Annotated in this window: 14 protein-coding genes; 8 read left to right on the top strand and 6 right to left on the bottom strand. The window is 57.6% G+C overall.

The genetic code is table 11. The features are described 5' to 3' along the window. Positions 1 to 54: 54 nt before the first annotated feature. The 4 genes from parA to ACQY4Z_RS03130 all read left to right on the top strand — a co-directional run bounded on the left by parA (position 55) and on the right by ACQY4Z_RS03130 (position 10,108). Entirely contained in the window at positions 55 to 696 is a 642-nt protein-coding gene (gene parA, locus ACQY4Z_RS03145) for a ParA family partition ATPase (protein ID WP_428526595.1), read from the top strand. A 159-nt stretch (positions 697 to 855) separates the two neighbouring features. Continuing rightward, complete coding sequence (locus tag ACQY4Z_RS03140) at positions 856 to 6,330, top strand: alpha-2-macroglobulin family protein (protein WP_428526593.1); 5,475 nt, start codon at positions 856 to 858, stop codon at positions 6,328 to 6,330. Positions 6,331 to 6,354: 24 nt separating this feature from the next. Continuing rightward, positions 6,355 to 8,481 carry a penicillin-binding protein 1C gene (gene pbpC / locus ACQY4Z_RS03135; protein ID WP_428526591.1) on the top strand — a complete coding sequence of 709 codons (2,127 nt, stop codon included), beginning with the start codon at positions 6,355 to 6,357 and terminating at the stop codon, positions 8,479 to 8,481. A gap of 451 nt (positions 8,482 to 8,932) precedes the next feature. After that, entirely contained in the window at positions 8,933 to 10,108 is a 1,176-nt protein-coding gene (locus ACQY4Z_RS03130; RefSeq protein WP_209177502.1) for a porin, read from the top strand. A gap of 158 nt (positions 10,109 to 10,266) precedes the next feature. On the opposite strand, the gene ACQY4Z_RS03125 is transcribed toward ACQY4Z_RS03130, so the two are convergent. Continuing rightward, positions 10,267 to 11,181 (bottom strand): alpha/beta fold hydrolase, encoded by a 915-nt coding sequence (locus tag ACQY4Z_RS03125; protein ID WP_428526589.1) that lies wholly within the window; start codon positions 11,179 to 11,181, stop codon positions 10,267 to 10,269. 274 nt (positions 11,182 to 11,455) lie between these two features. Between ACQY4Z_RS03125 and dapA the strand changes: the two genes are divergently transcribed. Further along, positions 11,456 to 12,334: a 4-hydroxy-tetrahydrodipicolinate synthase gene (dapA, locus tag ACQY4Z_RS03120; protein WP_428526587.1), complete on the top strand. Its 879-nt coding sequence runs from the start codon at positions 11,456 to 11,458 to the stop codon at positions 12,332 to 12,334. 42 nt (positions 12,335 to 12,376) lie between these two features. Then, entirely contained in the window at positions 12,377 to 12,856 is a 480-nt protein-coding gene (gene smpB / locus ACQY4Z_RS03115; protein WP_133950617.1) for an SsrA-binding protein SmpB, read from the top strand. A gap of 180 nt (positions 12,857 to 13,036) precedes the next feature. On the opposite strand, the gene ACQY4Z_RS03110 is transcribed toward smpB, so the two are convergent. The 4 genes from ACQY4Z_RS03110 to ACQY4Z_RS03095 form a co-directional block, all read right to left on the bottom strand. Next, complete coding sequence (locus ACQY4Z_RS03110) at positions 13,037 to 13,402, bottom strand: acyl-CoA thioesterase (protein WP_428529695.1); 366 nt, start codon at positions 13,400 to 13,402, stop codon at positions 13,037 to 13,039. A gap of 86 nt (positions 13,403 to 13,488) precedes the next feature. Further along, on the bottom strand, positions 13,489 to 14,652 hold the full coding sequence (locus tag ACQY4Z_RS03105) for an iron-containing alcohol dehydrogenase (protein WP_428526584.1): 1,164 nt from the start codon (positions 14,650 to 14,652) through the stop codon (positions 13,489 to 13,491). 277 nt (positions 14,653 to 14,929) lie between these two features. Then, positions 14,930 to 15,658 (bottom strand): hypothetical protein, encoded by a 729-nt coding sequence (locus ACQY4Z_RS03100; protein ID WP_428526582.1) that lies wholly within the window; start codon positions 15,656 to 15,658, stop codon positions 14,930 to 14,932. Between the two features lie 153 nt (positions 15,659 to 15,811). Beyond that, entirely contained in the window at positions 15,812 to 16,219 is a 408-nt protein-coding gene (locus ACQY4Z_RS03095; protein ID WP_428526580.1) for a DUF2000 family protein, read from the bottom strand. A 16-nt stretch (positions 16,220 to 16,235) separates the two neighbouring features. On the opposite strand from ACQY4Z_RS03095, the gene ACQY4Z_RS03090 reads away from it, so the two are divergent. Next, positions 16,236 to 17,117 carry an AraC family transcriptional regulator gene (locus tag ACQY4Z_RS03090; RefSeq protein ID WP_428526578.1) on the top strand — a complete coding sequence of 294 codons (882 nt, stop codon included), beginning with the start codon at positions 16,236 to 16,238 and terminating at the stop codon, positions 17,115 to 17,117. Here the strand turns inward: ACQY4Z_RS03090 and parC are convergent. Further along, on the bottom strand, positions 17,114 to 19,366 hold the full coding sequence (gene parC, locus ACQY4Z_RS03085) for a DNA topoisomerase IV subunit A (RefSeq protein WP_428526576.1): 2,253 nt from the start codon (positions 19,364 to 19,366) through the stop codon (positions 17,114 to 17,116). The two genes, ACQY4Z_RS03090 and parC, sit on opposite strands and share 4 nt — an antisense overlap. Before the next feature lie 294 nt (positions 19,367 to 19,660). On the opposite strand from parC, the gene ACQY4Z_RS03080 reads away from it, so the two are divergent. Further along, a complete protein-coding gene (locus ACQY4Z_RS03080; protein WP_428526574.1) occupies positions 19,661 to 21,709 on the top strand; it encodes a putative bifunctional diguanylate cyclase/phosphodiesterase in 2,049 nt (682 codons plus the stop codon).

Genomic DNA, 21,709 nt, shown 5'->3' with positions numbered 1-21,709 from the left:
TGTTGCAATGCGAAAGAGTGCGGCGCAATATGGCGGCGAAGCATGGAGGTGTTGATGTCCGGACGAATTCTTACAGTTGCACAACAAAAAGGCGGGTCCGGTAAGACAACCCTTGCGGCACATCTTGCTGTTGCACTGGCAGCCAAATCCGGGGAGCCGGTCGCCATTCTCGATGTGGATCCGCAAGGCTCGTTGGGCACCTGGTATGAGGCCCGCGAAGAAACGCTCGGGGAAGACGAGACCGGTCTGGAATTCCGGACCGCCTCCGGATGGGGTGCCCGCCGGGAAGCCCGGTCTCTGGCGCGCTCGCACGGTTATGTCATCATCGATACGCCGCCGAAAACGGATACGGATGCCAAGCCCGCAATTGATGCCGCCGACTTTGTGATCGTGCCAATCCAGCCAACGCCCGTCGACCTTTGGGCGACATCCCAAACCATCGACCTGGCAGCCCGGGAAGATACCCCGGCACTCCTTGTCATGAACCGGGTCCCTCCGCGGGCTTCCTTGACCGGCGAAATGGCCGATGCCATTGCCGCATCCGGCTATGACACATTGGGCGCACGACTTGGAAACCGCACCGTGTTTGCTTCTGCCATGGGCCGGGGAGCGTCCGTGACTGAAAACGCCCCGTCCAGCAAAGCCGCTCAGGAGGTCAATCTATTGATTGAAGAGTTGGTCGCCCGCGTCGGCTGATCTTGCCGCAAGGTTTGCGTTTCAGAAAAATTGCCTTGTCCTCGTCATCTTCCGGTGCCTTCATAGCTGAAGTTATTCGGCCCGGGAGGACTGGCCATGTGGCGTTTTTTGAATAATTCTTCGCAAAATCAATCAGATAGCTCTGTTTTCAGATTCTCTTTGTTAATCGCAGGGGCAATCCTGACGAGCGGAGCGGCAATTGGTGCATTCACCGAAACAGCCGACGCCGAGGACAGACGGATTGTCACCATTGAGGACGCGGATTTCTTCGGCGGTGATTATCAGACGGTCAAGGATGTGGACCTTGATGGCTGCAAGTCGGCGTGTCTTAGCGACAACCAGTGCCAAGCCTTCACCTACAACACCAGTGCCGGGTGGTGTTTTCTAAAGTCCTCCGCCGGGCAGATGCAGAGTTTTGCCGGTGCGATTGCCGGCCGCGTGGTGGAGGTCCAGAGGTCGACCTTTGCGACCACTGGTGAAAGAAAGGCTGAGCTTGATTTTCTAAGCCGTGAGACCTTGGAAGCAGCGGAAACCTATTTGCAGCGGATCGAAGAGACGGTCCGGCCGAGCAGCCCCGATGCAGATACACTCCGCCGCAACGGCTCAAACGCGCTTGCCAACAACAACAACGCTCTGGCAGAGGCTGACTTCCTCCAGCTGATCGCCTTGGACCCAACGCGGTTCGATCCGTGGGTTCAACTGTCGACAGCGCTCATTCTGCAAGACCCAAACGATTGGCAGGAGCGGGAAACGAAGCGCAAGAACCTCGTCTCGGCCGCGGTCAATGCCTATTTGCGGGCTGGAACGCCTGAGGAACAGGCCTTTGCGCTCGAATATCTGGGGCGCGGTCTTTCCCTTCGACAAAACTACAAAGCAGCCATCAAGTCCCTTCGGGCGTCGCTCGCACTGGAAGAACGTGGCTCCGTGCGACGGCGCTACGACAAACTGATGGCGGAGCATGGTTTCCGGATTGTCGATCATCAGGTCGATTCGGACAGTGCAACGCCGCGAATCTGTCTGGTTTTTTCGCAAAAGCTGCCGGTTGGGGAAGATCTGAGCCCTTATGTTTCTGTCCGGGGCGACGGCACAGTGTCGATTGAAACCGATGGATCTCAGGTTTGCGCAGAAGGTGTGCGCCACGGCGCGCGCTACCAGTTGACTGCGAGGAGCGGCCTGCCGGCAGCTGACGGAGAAGTTCTCGAAAAGTCTTCAGATCTCTCGATTTACGTCCGGGACCGCAGTCCGTTGGTCAACTTCCTTGGCCGGTCTTATGTGCTTCCCGCAGGTGGGGATCCCACGATCCCGATCATTTCGGTCAACACCAACGAAGTTGAAGCAACCATCTACCGGATCGGCGACCGGTCGGTAGCCGATGTCCTGAGAGACAACCGCTTCCTGCGCCAGCTGGGCAGTTATCAGGCCGACCAGATCGAGGAGGATCTCGGGGAAAAGGTCTGGAGCGGTATCGTTGATACCGGCAATGAGCTCAATCAGGACATCACGACGGCCATCCCGTTATCTGAAACCGGGCTTGAGATGAAGCCGGGTATTTACGCCATGACCGCAAGGTCAAAGCTGGACGTAAAGAACCAGTGGGGCCCGCTCGCAACACAGTGGTTCCTCGTTTCTGATCTTGGGCTTACCGCCATGTCCGGCACGGATGGAATTGCGGCCAATATCCGGTCCCTGTCCAGCGCTGAGGCGCTCACAGGCGTCAGTGTCCGGTTGATCGCTGTCAACAACGAGATCCTCGGAACAAGTGAAACCGATGCGGACGGGTTTGCCAGGTTCGCCTCAGGTCTCACCCTTGGGCGTGGGGGCAGTGCGCCCGGCATTCTGGTCGCAGAAACGGCAGAGGGCGATTACGGCTTCCTGGATTTGCGCAAACCCGCCTTTGATCTGTCAGACCGCGGCGTCGACGGACGCCCGGCACCCGGTCCCTTGGACGTCTTCGCCTGGTCTGATCGTGGGATCTACAAGGCCGGCGAAACTGTTCATGCGCAGGCCTTGCTCCGAACAGCGAAGGCCGAAGCACAGACCGGTTTGCCGCTGACATTCATTGTCCGGCGCCCGGACGGGGTCGAACATGCGCGGTACACGCTGCAGGATGGCGGTCTCGGCGGATATGTTCAGGACATTGATTTGAGCCCGACCGCCCAACAGGGCATCTGGTCTTGGCAGGTCCTGCTGGATCCGGATGGCGAAGCGCTTGCGGACAAGACCTTCCTTGTCGAGGACTATCAGCCGGAGAGGGTCAATTTTACGCTGGAAACCGCCTCTGAGACCTTCAGCCGAACTGCACCGATCGACGTCTCATTGTCGGCAAAGTTCCTGTATGGTTCGCCCGCAAGTGGCCAATCTCTGGAAGGTGATGTGATCGCGCGCCCGGTGCGCACGATGGAGGCGTATCCGGGATACCGTTTTGGCATTGAAGACTCGGACGCTTATTCTGAGCGCACGCGCTTGCCGTCCGGGCTTCGGACCGATGATCAAGGCGCGTTGACCTTCTCTGCTGATCTGCCGGAGCTGCCGGAAACAACGGGTCTTTATGACGCCGAGATTGTCGCCCGTCTTGTGGAAACCGGAGGACGTTATGTTGAGCGGACGCTGGATCTGCCCGTCAGCCTCGACGGGCCACGCATTGGGATCCGGCCTGCCTTCGACGGCGGTGTCGATGAGGGTGGTCCTGCCGAGTTTACAGTAATTGTGATTGGCGAAACCGGCGAGCGGATCGCGGCAAACAGCTTGAGCTGGACGTTGTCCAAGGTCGACCGGCGCTACCAATGGTACCGTCTGGATGGTCGCTGGTCGTACGAGCCGATCACCTCGACCCGCCGGATCTCGACAGGAACCCTCGATGTGTCGGACTCCCAACCGGCCAGCCTGTCGCTCCCTGTGGAGTGGGGAGAGTACCGCCTGGATATTGAAGGCAGCGGTACGCTGCAGACCGCAACACGGGTGACCTTCCAGGCGGGCTGGTACACCGCCAATGCGACATCCGACACGCCGGACTATCTCGATGTCGGGCTCGACAAGGAAAACTACCGGCCAGGTGAGATCGCAAAACTTCGCTTGAAACCGCAAATGGCGGGCACAGCCGTGATCAACGTGGTGTCCGGCGGCCTTCTCTCAACCCAAACAATAGACGTCTCCGGAGAAGAGACGGAGGTCGACATTCCGGTGGACGCGGCCTGGGGGGCAGGGGCCTACATCACGGCTAGCCTCTACCGGCCGATGGACGTCGATCAAGCTCAGATGCCGTCGCGCGCCATGGGGCTCTCCTGGCTGCAGGTCGACCCCGGTGATCGGGATCTTGAAGTTGCGATGGATCTGCCGTCGATGATCCGGCCACAAACCCGGCTGGATGTTCCGGTCCAACTTGCCAATCTGGCCGCAGGTGAAGAGGCTTACATCACGGTTGCCGCGGTGGACGTCGGAATACTCAACTTGACGGCCTATGAAACGCCGGCCCCTGAAAAGTGGTATTTCGGTCAGCGCCGCCTCGGAAGCGATATCCGCGATCTTTACGGCCAGCTCATTGACCGAATGTCTGGCGCACGGGGCAAGGTTCGCTCCGGCGGAGACGGTATGGGCATGCGTTTGGATGCGCCGCCGCCGGATGATGAACCTGTGGCGTTGTTCTCCGGCCTTGTGAAGCTTGATGACAATGGCGAGGCGGTGGTCTCGTTTGACGTGCCTGACTTTAACGGTGCCTTGCGCGTAATCACCGTGGCCTGGAGCAAGTCCGGTGTCGGTCATGGAGAACAAGAGATCGAGGTGAGAGCGCCGGTCGTCATGACGGCGAGCACACCGGCCTTTCTTGCCCCGGGCGATACATCCCGGCTAGTTTTGGAAATCGACCCGGTCGATGTCCCGTCAGGTGCTTACGATCTGGAGCTGACTGCAAGCAACGGGTTGAGCCTCGGAGACGGTCCGGGCGAGCCTAGAATTCTCGATCTGGAGACGGGCAAGAAGGCGCAAGTCATTCTGCCGATGGTGGCGGGCGACGCACTGGGAAGCGCCGAAATCGTTGCATCCCTGACCGCGCCTGACGCTCAAACCGTCCTCAAACGGATCAATCTGGATATCAAGGACACCCAGCCGGAAGTTCTGCGCAGTTATGCGTTCGAGTTGGCGCCGGGGAACAAGCTTGAGGTGGATGCCGCCAGCTTTGACGATCTTCGCGGAGACAGCGTGAAAGTCACGCTGACAGCGGGTGGGGCGGCACGCATAGATGTGGCTGGCCTTCTGGCAGCGCTGGATCGGTATCCTTATGGCTGTACCGAGCAGACCACCAGCCGGGCGCTGCCGTTGTTGTACTTGAGCGACGTTGCAGAAGCCGCTGGCCTTGGCGGAGACGATGAAATTCGTGAACGGGTGGTCAAGGCGATTGCCGCCGTTCTTGCCAACCAGTCCTCTGGCGGGTCCTTCGGGCTCTGGAACAGCTATGGCAGCGGTGGGACGTGGCTCGATGCTTATGTTGCCGACTTCCTGACCCGGGCGCGGGAAAAGGGCTACCTGGTTCCAGATCTCGCCTTCACGTCCGCGCTCGACAATCTGGAAAACAGGCTTGCCTACGCGTCTGACTTTGAAAGTGGTGGTGAGGACATTGCCTATGCGCTTTATGTCCTGGCGCGCAATGGCCGGGCCTCCATGGGGGATCTCAGATACTATCTGGATGCCAAACTGCAGAACTTTGCGACACCGCTCGCCAAGGCGCAGCTTGCGGCCGGTCTTGCGCTCTACGGCGAAGATGAGCGGGCGGCAACCGGATTTGGTGCCGCTCTTGATGCATTGGATCGGACAGCATCCAGCACCTACCGGGAAGACTTCGGATCAAAGCTTCGCGATGCGGCTGGTGTCACTGATTATGTGGTGACGGCTTCTGTCAGTGAGCAGTTGAACACCCGCGCGGTTTCAGAACTGACATCGGTGGACAGCAGCGCCCGGAGCCGGTCAACACAGGATATGGCGTGGTTGCTGCTCGCAGCGAATGCGCTGAACGAGTCGGCGGAAGAGGCCCGCCTGTCTGTGGATGGTGTGGAAACACCGGGCCGGCTTGCCTGGACACTTGGCTTTGACGAGTTGAAGTCCGGCCAGGTGGATGTCCGCAATGCCGGCGAAAAGCCAACTGAAGTGCTGATGTCGATTGCCGGTCAGCCGCTTAGCCCGGAACCGGCCGACGGCAAGGATTATGCCGTCGAACGGACACTCTATGACCTCGATGGCAATGTCATTGACCCGTCCGCGGTGCCCGTGAATACCCGGATCGCCGTTGTCCTGACCGTACGGCCGCTCTCTGATCAGCCGGGCAGGTTGATGGTCGTCGACCGTTTGCCCGCAGGGCTTTCAATCGACAATCCGCGTCTGGTGCGTTCCGGTGATCTCGGCGGCTTGTCATTCCTTTCAACGATCGACCAACCGGATTACAGCGCGTTCTATTCCGATCGGTTCGAAGTCTCGGTCGATGAAAGCAATTGGGGCAACCGGGAGCTGACCTTTGCGTATCTCGCGCGCGCGGCGACACCGGGGACGTTCACGCATCCACCGGCTTCGGTTGAAGACATGTACCGGCCGGACCGGCGGGCCATCACGGAAACCGCCCGTTTCGTGGTGCTTGGACCGACCAGGTAGAAAAGCTGTGCGGTGCGTGAACGGATGAACAGACGGTCACTGAAACGATGGGGGCTCATTGCTGGCGCTGGTGGTTTGCTGGCACTCGGCACCGCTACCTGGACCGTTTTTGCAGACTATCGGCAACTGCCGCCTTTGCCGAGGGCCTCCGATCTGTCTGTGTCAACCGTCGTTCTCGACCGTGAAGATCGTTTGCTGCGCGCTTTCACAAGCGCTGATTCCAAGTGGCGTTTGCCGGTCAAGCTTGACGAAATCGATCCGCTCTATTTCGAACTGCTGCTCGCCTATGAGGACAACCGCTTCCGGCAGCATGGTGGTGTTGATGTTTTGGCGTTGGGCCGCGCCGCTTTGCAGGCCATTGCCAGCGGCCAGCTTGTTTCCGGTGGCTCGACACTGACAATGCAGGTTGCCCGGCTTCTGGATGAGACGCCGACCAAGTCGCTGAAACGGAAGTATCAGCAGATCCTGAAAGCTGTTCAGCTGGAGCAGGTGGCCACCAAGAACGAGATCCTGCACCTTTATGCTTTGCGCGCGCCCTTCGGCGGCAATCTGGAAGGGGTCCGGGCGGCAAGCCTTACCTGGTTCGGCAAGGAACCGCGGCGTTTGACCCCGGCCGAAGCGGCCCTTCTTGTGGCTCTGCCGCAAAGTCCGGAGAACCGCCGCCCTGACAGGCATCCCAAAAATGCACTGAAGGCCCGCAACCGTGTTCTGGCGCGTGCAGTCCGGGAAGGTGTGCTGGGTGAAGAGGAAGCTAGATCCGCAGCCAACGAACCACTTCGGGCCGAGCGGCATCCAATGCCGCTGCTCGCAGCCCATGAGACCCGTGAGGCAAGAGCCGCATACCCTTCCGAGCCGGTTCTGCGTTTGACACTGGACAGGGACTTGCAACAGGCTCTGGAAGATCTCGCCCGTCGCAGGGCGGCGGTGATGCCTGCACCGCTGTCGATCGCGATGGTGGTTGCGGATCATAAGTCCGGCGAGATCCTGGCAAGCGTTGGCGCACCCGACCTTCTGGATGAAAGCCGGGAAGGACACGTGGACATGACCCGGGCAACCCGGTCACCCGGGTCTGCCTTGAAACCCTTTATATATGGGCTCGCCTTTGAGGAGGGGATTGGCCAGCCGGACAGCTTGATTGTCGACAGGCCAACCAACATTGCCGGATATCGTCCTACCAATTTTGATCGGGGCTATCAGGGAACGGTCACTTTGGATGAGGCCCTGCAACTTTCCTTGAACACACCTGCGGTCCAGCTTTTGGAATCAGTTGGTCCGGCGAGACTTCTTGCCCGGTTGAGACGGGCGGGCGTTCAGCCGCAGCTGGAACCAGGCAGCGCGCCTGGGCTTGCCATTGGTCTTGGGGGAATCGGATTGTCGCTCCGCGACCTGACGCAGACCTATGCCGCCCTCGCACGGCGCGGAGATCCGGTTGAACTGCGATCCTGTCGATACCCATGCAAGTCTGGTTCGGGGGCTGCGCGGCAGGCCATGCCGGTTCTGAACGAGAAGTCGGCGTATCAAGTCACTGACAGTCTGTCCGGCTTGCCGCAGCCTCTCAATCCAGCAAAAGGGGCCATCGCGTACAAAACCGGCACATCTTATGGCTATCGTGATGCCTGGGCTGTTGGATATGACGGTCGTTATGTGGTGGGCATCTGGACAGGCCGGGCCGATGGGTCGCCAGTCCCGGGCCAAACCGGTGCCTCGTCGGCGGTGCCAATCCTTCATGAAGCTTATCAGTCTTTGGCTGCGGGGCGGGAACCTTTACCCAAGCCGCCGGAAGACATCGCTCACGCCGCGATGCGGCCGCTTACCGAACCGCTCCGATATGCCCGTGTCAAATCCCGTCCCAAGATGACCAGCACCACCAGCCGTTTGGGAATCACCTTCCCGCCGGATGGTGCACGGCTGCAGATTGGCGAGGATACATCTGAGGGCGTGCATCCAATGGTCGTCAAGTTTGATGGCGGTCAACGGCCATTCCGGCTTTTCGTAAACGGAACACCGACGGGGAAGGCAACTTTTGAACGCCGATTCTTCTGGAACGCACCCGGTTCCGGCTTTGCCGACCTCATGATTCTCGACGGGAAGGGGCAGACGTCCAAGGTGTCTATCGTCCTTGAGGTAACCCAAAGCCCGGAAAAACCTTAGCTGCCGGAGCCGCATTCAGCGGCAGTCTTCCGGAATTACGATCTAAGGGCGCTCTGCGACCGGAGTTGAGGTGGGAAGCGATTCCTTGGCGCGATTCCGGTCTTTTGGGGCGTCGAACCTATGCTGCTCTGTGGAGTAGGATCAGCTCAGAAACCCCTTTTAACCCACTCAAACGTCTCTAAATCCTACCAAATCCTAAATGTCGGGGCTGATTTTGTGACATTCACGCAACACCGGTTTCTGAAAACCCTGCCCGGCGGCTCCAAACCGGATTTCGGAGTTGAACGGCAGATCGGGATGCGTATGGTCACAACTGCGAGCGGCTTCGGGCCGCACTGATTTGCATACCGCGGACGTCCAACCTCCGGCAGGAAGCAAATACAGAAATTATTCGCGGGGATAATGGCATCACTTTGATGCTGGCAAATTTGACTGATTTTGGAGGTCAGACATGAAACTCTTTAAGGGCATGATGCTCGGCGCTGCAGCCGTTGCTACCGCCACAACTGCTCAGGCAGCTGATCTTCCGGTTGCTCCGGAGCCGGTTGACTACGTACGTATCTGTGACGCTTACGGCGCTCGCTTCTTCTACATCCCGGGCACCGAAACCTGCCTGCGTGTAGGTGGTCGTGTTCGTGCCGACTACGGCATCTCTGACTTCGGTAACGACGGCCCGAACTCTTGGGACTCCAAGGCTGACGACAGCCTGCGTTTCCGTGCTCGTGGTTACATCCGCCTCGACGCTCGTACACAGACCGAATTCGGCCTGCTGCGCACCTACACCGACGTTTGGTTCACTTCCAACAACTCCAACTTCGGTTCCGCTGGCGGCAACACTGAGCTGTGGGACGCATTCGTTCAGCTCGGCGGCTTCACCTTCGGTCGTACCGGTTCTTTCTTCGACTACTGGACTGGTGAATCCTGGGGTTCCCGCATCGGTCAGGGTCTTGACTCCCGTGCAAACCTCGCAGCTTACACCGCTACCTTCGGTAACGGCCTGTCTGCAAGCGTCTCTCTCGAGTCCAACACCGGTGAGCGCTCCCCGAGCACTTACATCGGCGGTTACTCCCGCGGTGGCTTCCGCTACCCGGCTCTCGTAGCCAACGTGAACGTAGTTCAGGGTTGGGGCGGCGCTCAGTTGATGGGTGTTGTTAAAGCTAACCGTGCTTCCACAGCTCCGGTTGACTCTGAGACCGGTTGGGCGATCGGTGCATCTGCACGCTTCAACCTGCCGATGCTCGGCTCCAACACTGGCCTCGGCCTGCGCGCTGTCTACGCTGACGGTGCAATCGGCTACATCCACGAAGCATACGGTTCCTACGACGCGACCCTCAATGCTGCTGGCACTGGCCTGTCCAACTCCACCGGTTGGGGCGTTGCAGCTGGTATCACTCACTACTGGACCCCGACCATCTACACCGCGGTTCAAGGTCAGTACTGGGATATCGACGCTCTGAACAACGTCAACGACCTGTCCGCTTGGTCCGCACACGCGACCCTCGGCTGGACACCGGTCTCCGGTCTCGTAATCGGTACTGAATTCGAGTACAAGGACGAAGACTTCGGCGGCGGCGCTACCGACAACCAGGACATGACTGTTACCTTCCGCGTACAGCGCACGTTCTAATCAATCCTTATCTTAAGGTTTGATGGAAAACCCGGCGGAAACGCCGGGTTTTCTTTTTGCCCAGCACGACCTGCGGCAAAGAAAAAAGCCGGGACCCAAATGGGTCCCGGCTTTTTCTCTTATTGTTTGGCGCAACGGCCAAACAAATACGGGGAGTGTCAGACCTTGCTCAAAAATTCTCCGATACGCTCATGCGTCTCGCTGTCCCACAAAACAGGCGCATGACCCTGGCCTGCAACCGTGTGAAGCACAGCGTTCAAGTGGCTATCCACCATCCTTTGTGCAGTGTCTTCTCCCAAAAGGTCCGATTTTTCTCCGCGAATGACCATGACGGGCCTATCTTTCAAGAATTCATAAAGTGGCCAAAGATCGGGAACCGGAGCGCCGTCATCAAGACTTGCAAATTGATGCCCAAGGGCCGGATCGTAGTCGAGCACAACCTTTCCATCCTTCTCAGAGGCAACCTGGCCCGCCATTTTCAGCCAATCGTCAGCTGAAAACACCGGAAACTGCATTCCGAGCATGTGCCGAAGGGAACCGGCGACCTCATCAAGGGACGCGTAGGACATGTTGCGGCCAAGTGTTGCTGCAATCCGATGGATGGCCCGCATCTCGATATGTGGCCCGATGTCATTGAAAATCGCGGCGGCCAGCCGGTCGGGTGGGTACCGGTGGGCCATTGCGAGCGCATGCAGCCCGCCCCGGGATGTGCCCAAAATCGCAAAACGATCAAGTTTGAATGCCTCGATCGCGGCATCGATGTCCTTTTCCTCAACGGGAAGCGCGTAGTTCTGCCACTCCGGGTCCCAATCACTGTCGCCGCGTCCGCGATAGTCCAGGGCAATGACACGGTGACCTTGGCCTTGAAGAAATGCAGCGATCTCATTGAAGTCCCGTGTATTTCTCGAAAGGCCGGGAAGGCACAGGACCGTGACTTTTTCGTCTTTTGCCGCGGACTGTGGCACGGGCCATTCTTTCGCCGCCAGCGTCAGTCCGTCCGGGCTTCGATAGGTCAAGCTGACCGGAACACTGGATGGGACAGCGTGCGGCGGTTCCTCTGGTGCAAGCGTCAAGGCGGTTCTCCCTAGGATATGTTGTGTTTTTTTGAAAGATAACGGGAGCGCGCGGCGGCTGCCATAGGAAGATTGCTTAAACGACACGCCAACTAAGTGGCAGAAATTCGAACCAATGGTGCAACAGCCGCAAGAAAAGCGAAATTGAGCCTTCTAAACAGCAGTTGCAGGATTGCCGGAAGCGGGCCGGGTGAGTATGTTGCGCCTCCGTTAGAACTCTTTGGGCATTCGTCCCAAGCTTAGCCACGTACTGCCGATCCAAAAGGAAACCGAGATGTTTAAAGGCTCCATCCCAGCGCTTATCACGCCCTTCAAGGACGGTGCGCTTGATGAGAAACGGTTTCAGGAGTTCGTGGATTGGCAGATTAAGGAAGGCTCCACTGGCCTCGTTCCGGTCGGAACCACCGGTGAAAGCCCGACGCTTGGCCACGATGAACACAAGCGTGTTATCGAGCTCTGCATTGAGGCTTCCAGCGGCCGTGTTCCGGTCATCGCGGGCGCAGGGTCCAACAACACGATCGAAGCGATTGATTTCGCCCAGCACGCTGAAAAGGCGGGTGCGGACGCACTTCTTGTAGTGACACCCTACTATAACAAACCGAACCAGGCGGGCCTGAAGGCGCACTATAAGGCCATCAATGATGCTGTCGGGATTCCGATCATCATTTACAACATTCCGGGGCGGTCCATCATCGACATGACACCGGAGACCATGGCCGAGCTCTTTGAGACCTGCGACAACATAAAAGGTGTCAAGGACGCAACTGCGGACATGGCAAAGGTTTCGCGGCAGCGCCAGTTGTGCGGGCCGGATTTCATTCAGCTCTCCGGTGAAGACATTTCTGCGTTGGCTTTCAATGCACATGGCGGGGTGGGCTGCATTTCGGTAACAGCCAATGTCGCACCGCGGCTGTGTTCGGAGTTTCAGGCTGCGACACTTGCCGGTGATTACGCGAAGGCGCTGGAGTATCAGGACCGTCTCGCACCGCTTCATCGGGCCTTGTTCCTTGAACCGAGCCCAACAGGGGCCAAATATGCCTTGTCGCTTTTGGGTAAGATCGACGAAGAGCTGCGTTTGCCGCTCGTTCCGATTTCCGAAGGCACGCAGGCAGAGATCCGTAGCGCGTTGTCGCATGCAGGTCTGATCAACTAATACAAAGAAGGGCGTGCTGCGGCGCGCCCCAGGAATACGCTTATGGCTCCGAAAAAAGGGGGGCATCCGGGCCGGACCATCATCTCCGACAACCGGAAGGCCCGGTTCAATTACGAGATCGAAGACACGCTGGAAGCCGGCATCGAGCTGAAGGGGACGGAAGTCAAATCCCTTCGCACGGGAAAGGCGAATATTGGCGAGTCTTACGCTGCCGAGCACAAGGGCGAGATCTGGATCTACAACGTCTATATCCCGGAGTATCTGCAGGGGAACCGGTTCAACCATGAACCGCGCCGTCCGCGGAAGCTGCTTTTGCACAAGCGCGAAATCGGCAAGCTGGCCGGAGCCGTTCAAAAAGACGGCAAGACGATTGTTCCGCTCAAGCTCTATTTCAATGAGCAGGGGCGGGCGAAACTCGAATTGGCCCTGGCGCGCGGCAAGAAACTTCATGACAAGCGCGAGACGGAGAAAAAACGCGACTGGCAGCGTGAGAAGTCTCGTTTGATGAAGAATTTTTCCTAAAGCGGTTGTTCATAAATCGAGTTGGCTCTCGGCAACGGCGTGTGGAACAGCCTGTCTATAACCTGTTGCTAGCGTGTGGATAAGCTGTGGGTAGACCACTGTTGATCACCTGTGCGCAGATTGTTGAGATGTGGAGAACTTTGCTCCAGCCAAGGGCGATTTTGCTGATAAGCTAACAACTTAACACAGCGTTTCCAGAACCTTGCGGGTTTTGTCCGGAATTGGAAGCGGGCGCCGGGTTCGTCTGTCAACATGGATATGAACAAAGCGGCCGTGCGCTGCAGTCAGAAGGTCTTCGCCGGAAAAGAGACCGACCCGAAAAACCACTGAGCTCTTACCGATTTGTTCTATTCTGAGACCCGCTGAAACAATGCTCGGGAACAACAGCTCCGCGAAATAGTTGCAACCCGTCTCAGCAACAAGAAACACGGTTTCTCCGCGCACCGGATCCAGCAGACCATTTTCGATATACCAGCTGTTCACGGCTGTATCGAAGTAACTCAGGTACTGGACATTGTTGACATGACCATACATGTCCACATCCATCCACCGGGTGGGGATTTCCAGGAAACTTTGGAAATCTGACCGTTGTAGTGGTTTCGCGCGTTCAGGCGCTGCAGATTTGTTTGCCGTCATAGGGCCGCCGCGTAGATGTTGAAGGCGTCCGTCTCGGTGACTTCACGCGGATTGTTTACGAGAAGCCGGGTCTGTTTCATGGCATCACTCGCCATTTTCGGCAGATCCTTTTCAGAGATACCAACTTCACTCAAACGGGTCTGCAGGCCGAGGTTTTCCGTAAGTGCGGCGAGACGCTTTGCAAAGGCATCCGCGCGCTCGTCGGCGCTGGCAAGTTCGATCAGATCCGGAAACAGTGCAGGGGCAAGGTCCGCGTAGGTGGGTGCGGCAACCGCATTGTTGAATTCAAGCACATGCGGGAGAACCAGCGCGTTCGAAAGCCCGTGCGGTACATGGAACGTCCCGCCTATCGGGTAGGCGAGGGCATGCACAGCCGCAACCGGCGAATTGGCAAACGCCATTCCAGCCAGTTTCGAGCCGAGCAACATGCCGCCACGGGCGCTCACATTGGTGGGATCAAACACGGCAGTTTCGATATTGGCACCGAGCAGCTTCAGTGCTTCGACCGCAAGCGTGCGCGACAATGGATTGTTGTTGGCGGACTTTGAAGCATAGGCTTCGATCGCATGCACCATGGCATCCACACCGGTGGCAGCAGTCACATGGGCCGGCAGGCCAAGGGTCAAAAGCGGATCGAGAACGGCCAAATCCGGCAAAAGGTGCGGGGAAACAACACCGCGCTTTTCATCGGCGCCGACCGTGATGATCGAGATCGGCGTGACTTCAGATCCGGTGCCGGCGGTGGTCGGGATCAAAATGAGGGGAAGGCGCGGCCCTTTGGCATTGCCGATGCCCCAGGCATCGTTCAGATCTTCTCCGCTGCCGAGCAATAGGGCGACCAGTTTGGCAACATCCAGAGAGGAGCCGCCGCCAAACCCGATGATTGAGGTCGCGCCATGGTCCTTGGCGGCTGTGACGGCCTCTTCGACCAGTTTTTGCGGCGGATCTGCAACGACCTCTGAAAAGCGGCCAATCTGATATCCGGCGCTGGTCAGGCTTGCTTCACACGCTTCTTGCAATCCGAGGGAAACGATTCCCGGATCGGTGACCAGAAAGGGCCGGTCACCCAGAAAATCCGCCGCATGCCGGTCAAGCGCAGCTGCGGCACCATTTTCAAAAACAATCCGTTCGCTGGTATGAAAAGTAAACGCCGCGACCATATTCCCTCCCGATTTTTCGCAAGTGTGCATAACAAAACCGGCCGCGTCGAGGGGCAATTCGTCTGGGAAGTGTAACTGTGGTGTCGATGGCTCCTGCCAAAACCGCTGGTTTTGTCCATGGCGCCGAAATATCTCACTGCGCTGCTATGTTAAAAAATTGAATCTAATATTTTAATGAAGGATGTCAGGTGCATAGCTTATTGGCCAACGATTAATGATGAGCCAAGGTCCGGACTGCGAGAGGCCAACATTGTTTGCAATTCTTCTACAGAATGTCTCATTTCCAGATCCTTTTGAATGCGCCATGAGTGAGGTTTCGGTAGAATGGCTGAGGCATTTCGTGAGTGAACTCACCAAGATGTCGCGAGGGATTGTCTGACAACCAAGGCAAGCGGTTATCGATTCCAGTGGAGACGGGGACGTCGGTGAAGGTGAGGCCAGCACTTACGAACCGGACATCAGGCCCAAATGCTGTGCCCAGATCCTGCGGCAGAACCTGCTGCGCGGTCTCAGAGCGCAGCGGGTCCTCAAACCGGACCATGACGGGCAATTGATTCTCAGCGATGGGGCAGGAGCCTTCGAGCCGCTTGAACCGGCGGACGAACACCGCGAAGTTGGGCTGTTCCTTCTTGATCTCGCAGGCTGTCTCAACGAGATAGGCATAGCCATATTTGCATTGTCCCCATTCCGTCTTCCCTGGACAGTAGAGCGCCATGGTCACGAACAAGGTGCCGCGCCCGGGAATATCCAGGGCTAGCGCCTGACCGCGGACTTTGCGTGTGATCAGTTTGCCCGACAATCCCCGAAAAAGGCCGTGATTGACAGTGAGTTCCTGCACCACGCTGCCGGTCACCGGTTCGCCGTCTACCTCCAGGGTCACTTCCAGCTCGTAGCGGACATGGGCCGTTGGTGCGAACCAGGACAACAGTCCCCAGCCGATCAGCCCCAGGACGACCAACACCTTCAACGAGGTCAGGCAACCTTTTTTCGTTGCAAGCTTGGCCATGCCGGAGGACGTCCTTGCTAAGAGTGCATTGTTGATGCGCGCAGAGTAGGTATTCTGGCTGCTGGCAATCCCGAGTTGCCTGCAGGGTGTTGCATAATCGCAATCCCGGTGCGGGGCAATCGGTCAACAGGGTGTTCAGTCCCGTAAAACCTACTATCCGTGCATCTTTGAACCTTTGGAAATCTTGTCGGCGGTCTTTTTGTCCGTGTGAAAAGCAATGCCGACGACCATTGCGTCATCTGGAGCATGCTCTGCAAAAACTGCGCGGTTGGCGCTGTCGTGGCCGGTTGAGAACATTTCTTCGATGTAAAGGCTCGATTTGACTTGCCGCTCAAGCGTGCGCCGGTGGATCTTCTTCAGCGTATCTGCATTGGCACTCAAAACGATCACGGGTTGGACGCTCATCGGATGATAGACATTGCCGTCAGCGTCTTTATAGGGCATTCCGATGATGTCCGGCTTGGCAGCGGCGACGCCGGTAGACAAGAATGCAGTGACGTTCAGTTTCTGCCACATGGCCAAGTCTTCGCGGACGACGATGACGAATTTGGTATCGAACATGAATGAAAATTCCAGAATGGGATTTGAGGAAAGGCGAGAGACGGCCAGCCTAGGCGGTGCGGCCGGAAACGGTCTTGAACGTTTGTGCAAAATCGGCCGGGACGGCATTCGCGTAGCGCCGACTGAAGCCGGGATTGAGCGGATCGAAGCCAATTTCCAGGGCAACGGCTTCTCGGCTCATCGTCATGATACCTATGCCATTGGCCTGACATTGCACGGCGTGCAGCGGTTCAAATATCGCGGTGCGGAGCGGGCGTCTTGTCCCGGTCAGGTGATCGTCATCCACCCGGATGAAGTTCATGATGGCGGGGCCGGGACAGAGACTGGCTTGCGCTACAGGATGATGTATATCCCGCCGGAAATGATTGCGGAGGCGCTTGGGGGGAAGGCGCTGCCCCACGTTGCGACTCCCGTTCTGACGGATCCAGTGTTTCAGAGAAGCTTGATCGAAGCCTTGCAGGGTCTCGACGGTGAAATGGGGGACTTGAGGGTTTCTGATCTTCTGGCAGATCTGGCCAGTTGTTTGAGCCGCTTCTCAGATGATGCACGTCCCGTCCGGCGGACGCTCGACTGGCCGGTTCTGAAAGCCTGCGCCGAGTATTTAAAAGAACATGCGGCCGACCCGATTGACTCAGGTGACCTGGAAGCAGTCTCAGGTCTGGACCGGTTTGCGCTGTCCCGACAGTTCCGGGCGGCTTTTGGAACGAGCCCGCATCGGTATCTGGTCATGCGCCGTTTGGAGCGGGTCAAGAGCGGCCTTGCGGGTGGCGAATGCCTTGCGGCAGCGGCCACGGCCGGTGGCTTTGCAGACCAAAGCCATATGTCCCGTCATTTCAAACGTGCGTTTGGCATGTCGCCTGGAAAATGGCGGCAGTTGAATGCCGCCAGCTTGGTTTAAAGCGTCTTCGGCCCAAACTTGTTCGAGCGCGGGAACCCGGTCGGGGGCAGGCGGCCTGCCTGGCCGCGGTCGCCGAGCCATTCGGAAAGCTCCTCCAGCGAGCGGGTGAAGCTGCGCCCGGAACTGTCGGTCCAGGTAAGACCGTCTTCGCCTTTGAACACGCGGATGTCAGAGACATTGCCATCCCGGTAGCGCTGCAGGCGGACACCGCGGCCACGCCCCATCTGGGCGATCTGCGCGAGCGGGAACACCAGAAGCTTCCGGTTCTCACCAATGATCGCAACATGATCGCCGGTCGCATCGACACACAAAGCCGCTTCAGCCGGTGCTGTGAGGTTCAAGACCTGTTTGCCTTTCCGGGTGTTGGCAACGACATCATCTTCGCTGACGACAAAACCGCGGGCTTCGTTGTTGCTGAGGAGAAGGTTCCGTCCGGGTTTGTGAACGAAGGCGCTGACGACATCCTGCGCCTCGTCCATTTCCACCATCAAACGGATCGGCTCGCCATGGCCACGTCCGCCCGGCAGGCGGTCCGCACCGAGCGTGAAGAACTTGCCGCCGGTGGAGAAGACCAGGATCTTGTCGGTCGTCTCCGCATGGAAGGAGAGCTTAAGCTTGTCGCCTTGCTTGAAGGAGAGGCTCGAAAGGTCTGCCTGGTGGCCCTTGAGTGCCCGGATCCAGCCCTTTTCAGAGATGATGACCGTAATCGGTTCCTTTTCGATCATCGCCTGCTGAATGTCGACCAGATCCGCTTCCGGAGCTTCCGCTTTGTCCGTGCGGCGTTTGCCGATGGCTGTTTCCGGGCCATAGACCTTAGCGATTTCGCCGATTTCTTTGGAGATCTTGGTCCACTGGCGCGCATCGGATCCAAGAAGTTTGGTCAGCTGATCCTTTTCATCCGTCAGCTTGTCGTGTTCCTTGCGGATCTCAAGCTCTTCCAGCTTGCGCAAGGAGCGCAAACGCATGTTGAGGATCGCTTCGGCCTGGACGTCGGTCAGCTCGAAGGTGCGGATCAGCGATGCTTTGGCGTCGTCTTCCTCGCGGATGATGCGAATGACTTCGTCAAGGTTGAGATAGGCGATCAGATAGCCGGCCAACACTTCCAGCCGGTGATTGATCTGGCCAAGCCGGTGTTCGGAGCGGCGAACAAGGACGACCTTGCGGTGGTCCAGCCACTCCCGCAGCACCTGCTTGAGGCCCATCACCATCGGGACCTTGCCCATGGATAGGACGTTCATGTTCAGCGAGAAACGGTTTTCCAGGTCCGTCAGCTTGAACAGGGATTCCATCAAGATGTTGGCATCGACGTTCTTGGTGCGCGGCACCAGAACGATCCGGATGTCTTCGGCGGATTCGTCGCGCACATCGTCCAGAAGCGGGAGCTTTCGGGCGGTCAGTAGCTCGGCGATCTTTTCTATCAACCGGGATTTTTGAACCTGATAGGGGATCTCGGTGACGACAATCGCCCATTGCCCCCGGCCAAGCTCTTCCACTTCCCAGCGTGCCCGCACCCGGAAGCTGCCACGCCCCGTCGCGTAGGCCTCGCGGATAGAACCCTGGTCGGAGACCAGCAGGCCACCGGTCGGGAAGTCCGGGCCTTTAATGTGCTCTAGAAGCTCATCGACCTCAGCATCCGGGTTCTTGATCAGATGCTGACAAGCGTTGCAGAGTTCAAAGGCATTGTGCGGCGGGATCGAGGTTGCCATGCCTACCGCAATACCGGACGAACCGTTGCCGAGAAGGTTTGGGAACCCGCCTGGAAGGACGATCGGTTCCTTGTCCTCGCCGTCATAGGTTTCGCGCCAATCGACCGCATCCTCGTCCAAACCGTCCAGAAGGCGTTTGGCGGTGTCGGTCATGCGGGCTTCGGTGTACCGCATGGCCGCGGCGTTATCGCCGTCAACATTGCCGAAGTTGCCCTGACCATCGATCAGCGGATAGCGTTGTGCAAAGTCCTGGGCCAGGCGGACCAGCGCATCATAGACTGCCTGGTCCCCGTGGGGGTGATACTTACCGATGACATCGCCGACGACGCGGGCGCATTTCTTGAAACCCTGGCCTGGATCCAGCTTTAAAAGCCGCATTGCGTAGAGTAGGCGCCGGTGCACCGGCTTCAGGCCATCACGAACGTCAGGCAGAGCCCGGTGCATGATGGTCGACAATGCGTAGGCCAGGTAGCGCTCTTCCAGCGCGTCCTTCAGGTTGATGCCTTCAATGCCGCTTGGCGGCGGTGTCACTTCTTGTCCCATACTTGCTTGCTACCGGCTTCCGCGGAGCAGTTCAATCAACCGGCGCGCACATAGGGATCAAAACCGCAGATTTTCAACGGTTTTCCGCATGATACACAGGCAGCAGCAAGTGCGGTTTGAGTTCAAATTCGAGCGCTCAACGCAACCCTGCCCGTTTGAAGGGGTGTTTCGGTTTTAGATGCGACCATTAGTTGTTTTTTTACCGTAAAAATAACAATGAAAAAGGCATTATGGTGTTTTTAACACCTCGGATCGAGGCTGTCTGAGAAGTTGCCCGAAATGTAACGAGCAGGATTGTCGACGATCATCGGTATGAACAGAGTTTCCAGCCCTTTTTCTGGTTTGAAGTCCGCGCTGTCCACTTGGTTGCTGGATGACAGCCAGGACATTGAAGTTGCAAAAGCGCAGTATGAATCGACACGGCGCCAGGCCCCTTTTCTCTACATCATCCGGTTCATCTGCGCCTGGACCATTGCGTTCACGCAAATCAGTTACGCGCCGCTTTGGCTGGTTCTGATTTATCCAATTTGCACAACTCTCTGGTCCTACTGCCGTATTCGCCGTCTTTGGTCCGCACCAAAATCACCTCCGAGAACTCTGGAGGCCTTGATCGTCTGGCGGAAGAGAACACAGATCATTGCAGCCCTGGCCCCTTCTATTTTTACAATCTGGGCTCTGGTGCTGTTTCCCTATGGAACTGCATTTTCGCAGGTTCAGATTTTCCTGGCGATCCTTGTCGGCAACCTGAGTGCCTTGTTCAGCCTGACGCATCTGCGCTCAATCGCGGTCACCAACGCGGTTTCCAGCACAGGCATCTACACATTGTTCTTCAGCTGGTACGGGGACCCGGCCTATCAACTGATGGCACTCTTTGGGGTGGCGGTTACATTCCTCGTGGCGCTGATTGAAATGAATACCTATCGGGACTTCATTTCGCTCATCAAGACCGGCACGCGCTTCAAAGAGCAAAGCCATAATCTTGAGCAGAAACATCGGGAAACCGAGAAGCTCAACGCGCTAAATTACCAGCTCGCCACCACTGATCATCTGACCGGTGTCGCAAACAAGCGGTTTTTCCGGCAAGAACTGGACCGGCAACTTCGGGCCGCGAATGCATCGGGAGAGCGTTTCGGTCTGTGCATCTTCGACATCGGTGGCCTTAAATCGATCACTGAGATTTACGGACTGGATGCCGGAGACCAGGTGTTAAAGGAAGTTGCCCGCCGTCTAGCCGGCATGGAAGGTGAAGGGGTGTTCGTTGGCCGGGTCGGCGGCGACGAATTCGGGTTATTCGGGACCTGCGATCCTGAAAAGTATCAAAGGGTGGAAGCGGCGTTTGAGCGCCTGATCGAGCAACCGGTTGAAACGAAACAGGGCCGCTTTCGGCCCAACTATTCCGCCGGCATAGCCCACTCCAACGGGGCTGTGACATGTGCAACGGAATTGTTTGAACGGGCTGATTTTGCCCTTTCCACCGCCCGCGACAACCGCAAGGAAACCTCTGTTTCCTATGATGCTTGCCTTGATGCCCGCCGGTCCCGGGACACCGAGATCCTGTCAGCGTTGCTCGATGAAGAGACCAGAGACGGTCTCTACCTCGCGTTTCAGCCGATCATCGATATTCGAAACAATTCAATCCTCGGCGTTGAGTGCCTTGCGCGTTGGCATCATCCCCAACTTGGCCACGTCGCACCGGTCGACTTCATCCCGCTCGCCGAACGGTCCGGTGTGATCAATCAGATTAGTCTCGATCTGTTCGAAAAGGCCTTGTTTCAGGCCAAAACATGGCCGGAGAGCCTTCGACTGTCTTTCAACCTGTCGGCGTCCAACTTGTCTTCAAGACGTTTCATCGTTGAGTTTTTGAGGATCCTCCAGCAATCCGGGATCGACCCTCAGCGGTTGAGCTGTGAAGTGACCGAAACGTCCGTCATGTGGGACTTCAAGGAAACACGGCGCGCGCTGGACACCTTGAAGGAAGCAGGTGTCCGGATTTCTCTGGATGACTTCGGAACCGGGTACTCGAGCCTTTCCCACGTTCATCGCTTGCCGCTCGACTGTATCAAGATCGACCGCAGTTTTGTGTCTAACCTTTGTCCGGGAAGCACCGGCTATGGCATTGTGAAATCACTCCTGGCACTCAGCCGGGATATGGCAATCTCGTGTGTGGTCGAGGGCGTTGAAACGGAAGAAGAACTGTCTGTTCTGAAAGACCTCGGAACATCATTCGTCCAAGGCTATCTTTTCTCAAAACCGCTTAACGCAACAGAGTTGGCTCAGCTTCTGGCAACGGGATTACCGGATCGAACAGCCCCTTCAATCGACGGGCTTCCAAGAGCCAGCTGA

This window comes from Roseibium sp., from assembly GCF_965276855.1.
GTDB lineage: Bacteria > Pseudomonadota > Alphaproteobacteria > Rhizobiales > Stappiaceae > Roseibium.
The sequence above is the reverse complement of the archived record's forward strand: the minus strand, read 5'-3'. Positions and strand labels throughout refer to the sequence as shown.

Excerpts from the sequence above, each read along its gene's own strand:
- parA (WP_428526595.1), top strand. The coding sequence starts at position 55 with ATGTCCGGACGAATTCTTACAGTTGCACAACAAAAAGGCGGGTCCGGT.
- pbpC (WP_428526591.1), top strand. The coding sequence starts at position 6,355 with ATGAACAGACGGTCACTGAAACGATGGGGGCTCATTGCTGGCGCTGGT.
- ACQY4Z_RS03130 (WP_209177502.1), top strand. The coding sequence starts at position 8,933 with ATGAAACTCTTTAAGGGCATGATGCTCGGCGCTGCAGCCGTTGCTACC.
- dapA (WP_428526587.1), top strand. The coding sequence starts at position 11,456 with ATGTTTAAAGGCTCCATCCCAGCGCTTATCACGCCCTTCAAGGACGGT.
- smpB (WP_133950617.1), top strand. The coding sequence starts at position 12,377 with ATGGCTCCGAAAAAAGGGGGGCATCCGGGCCGGACCATCATCTCCGAC.
- ACQY4Z_RS03110 (WP_428529695.1), bottom strand. The coding sequence starts at position 13,402 with ATGGATGTGGACATGTATGGTCATGTCAACAATGTCCAGTACCTGAGT.
- ACQY4Z_RS03105 (WP_428526584.1), bottom strand. The coding sequence starts at position 14,652 with ATGGTCGCGGCGTTTACTTTTCATACCAGCGAACGGATTGTTTTTGAA.
- ACQY4Z_RS03100 (WP_428526582.1), bottom strand. The coding sequence starts at position 15,658 with ATGGCCAAGCTTGCAACGAAAAAAGGTTGCCTGACCTCGTTGAAGGTG.
- ACQY4Z_RS03095 (WP_428526580.1), bottom strand. The coding sequence starts at position 16,219 with ATGTTCGATACCAAATTCGTCATCGTCGTCCGCGAAGACTTGGCCATG.
- ACQY4Z_RS03090 (WP_428526578.1), top strand. The coding sequence starts at position 16,236 with ATGGGATTTGAGGAAAGGCGAGAGACGGCCAGCCTAGGCGGTGCGGCC.
- parC (WP_428526576.1), bottom strand. The coding sequence starts at position 19,366 with ATGGGACAAGAAGTGACACCGCCGCCAAGCGGCATTGAAGGCATCAAC.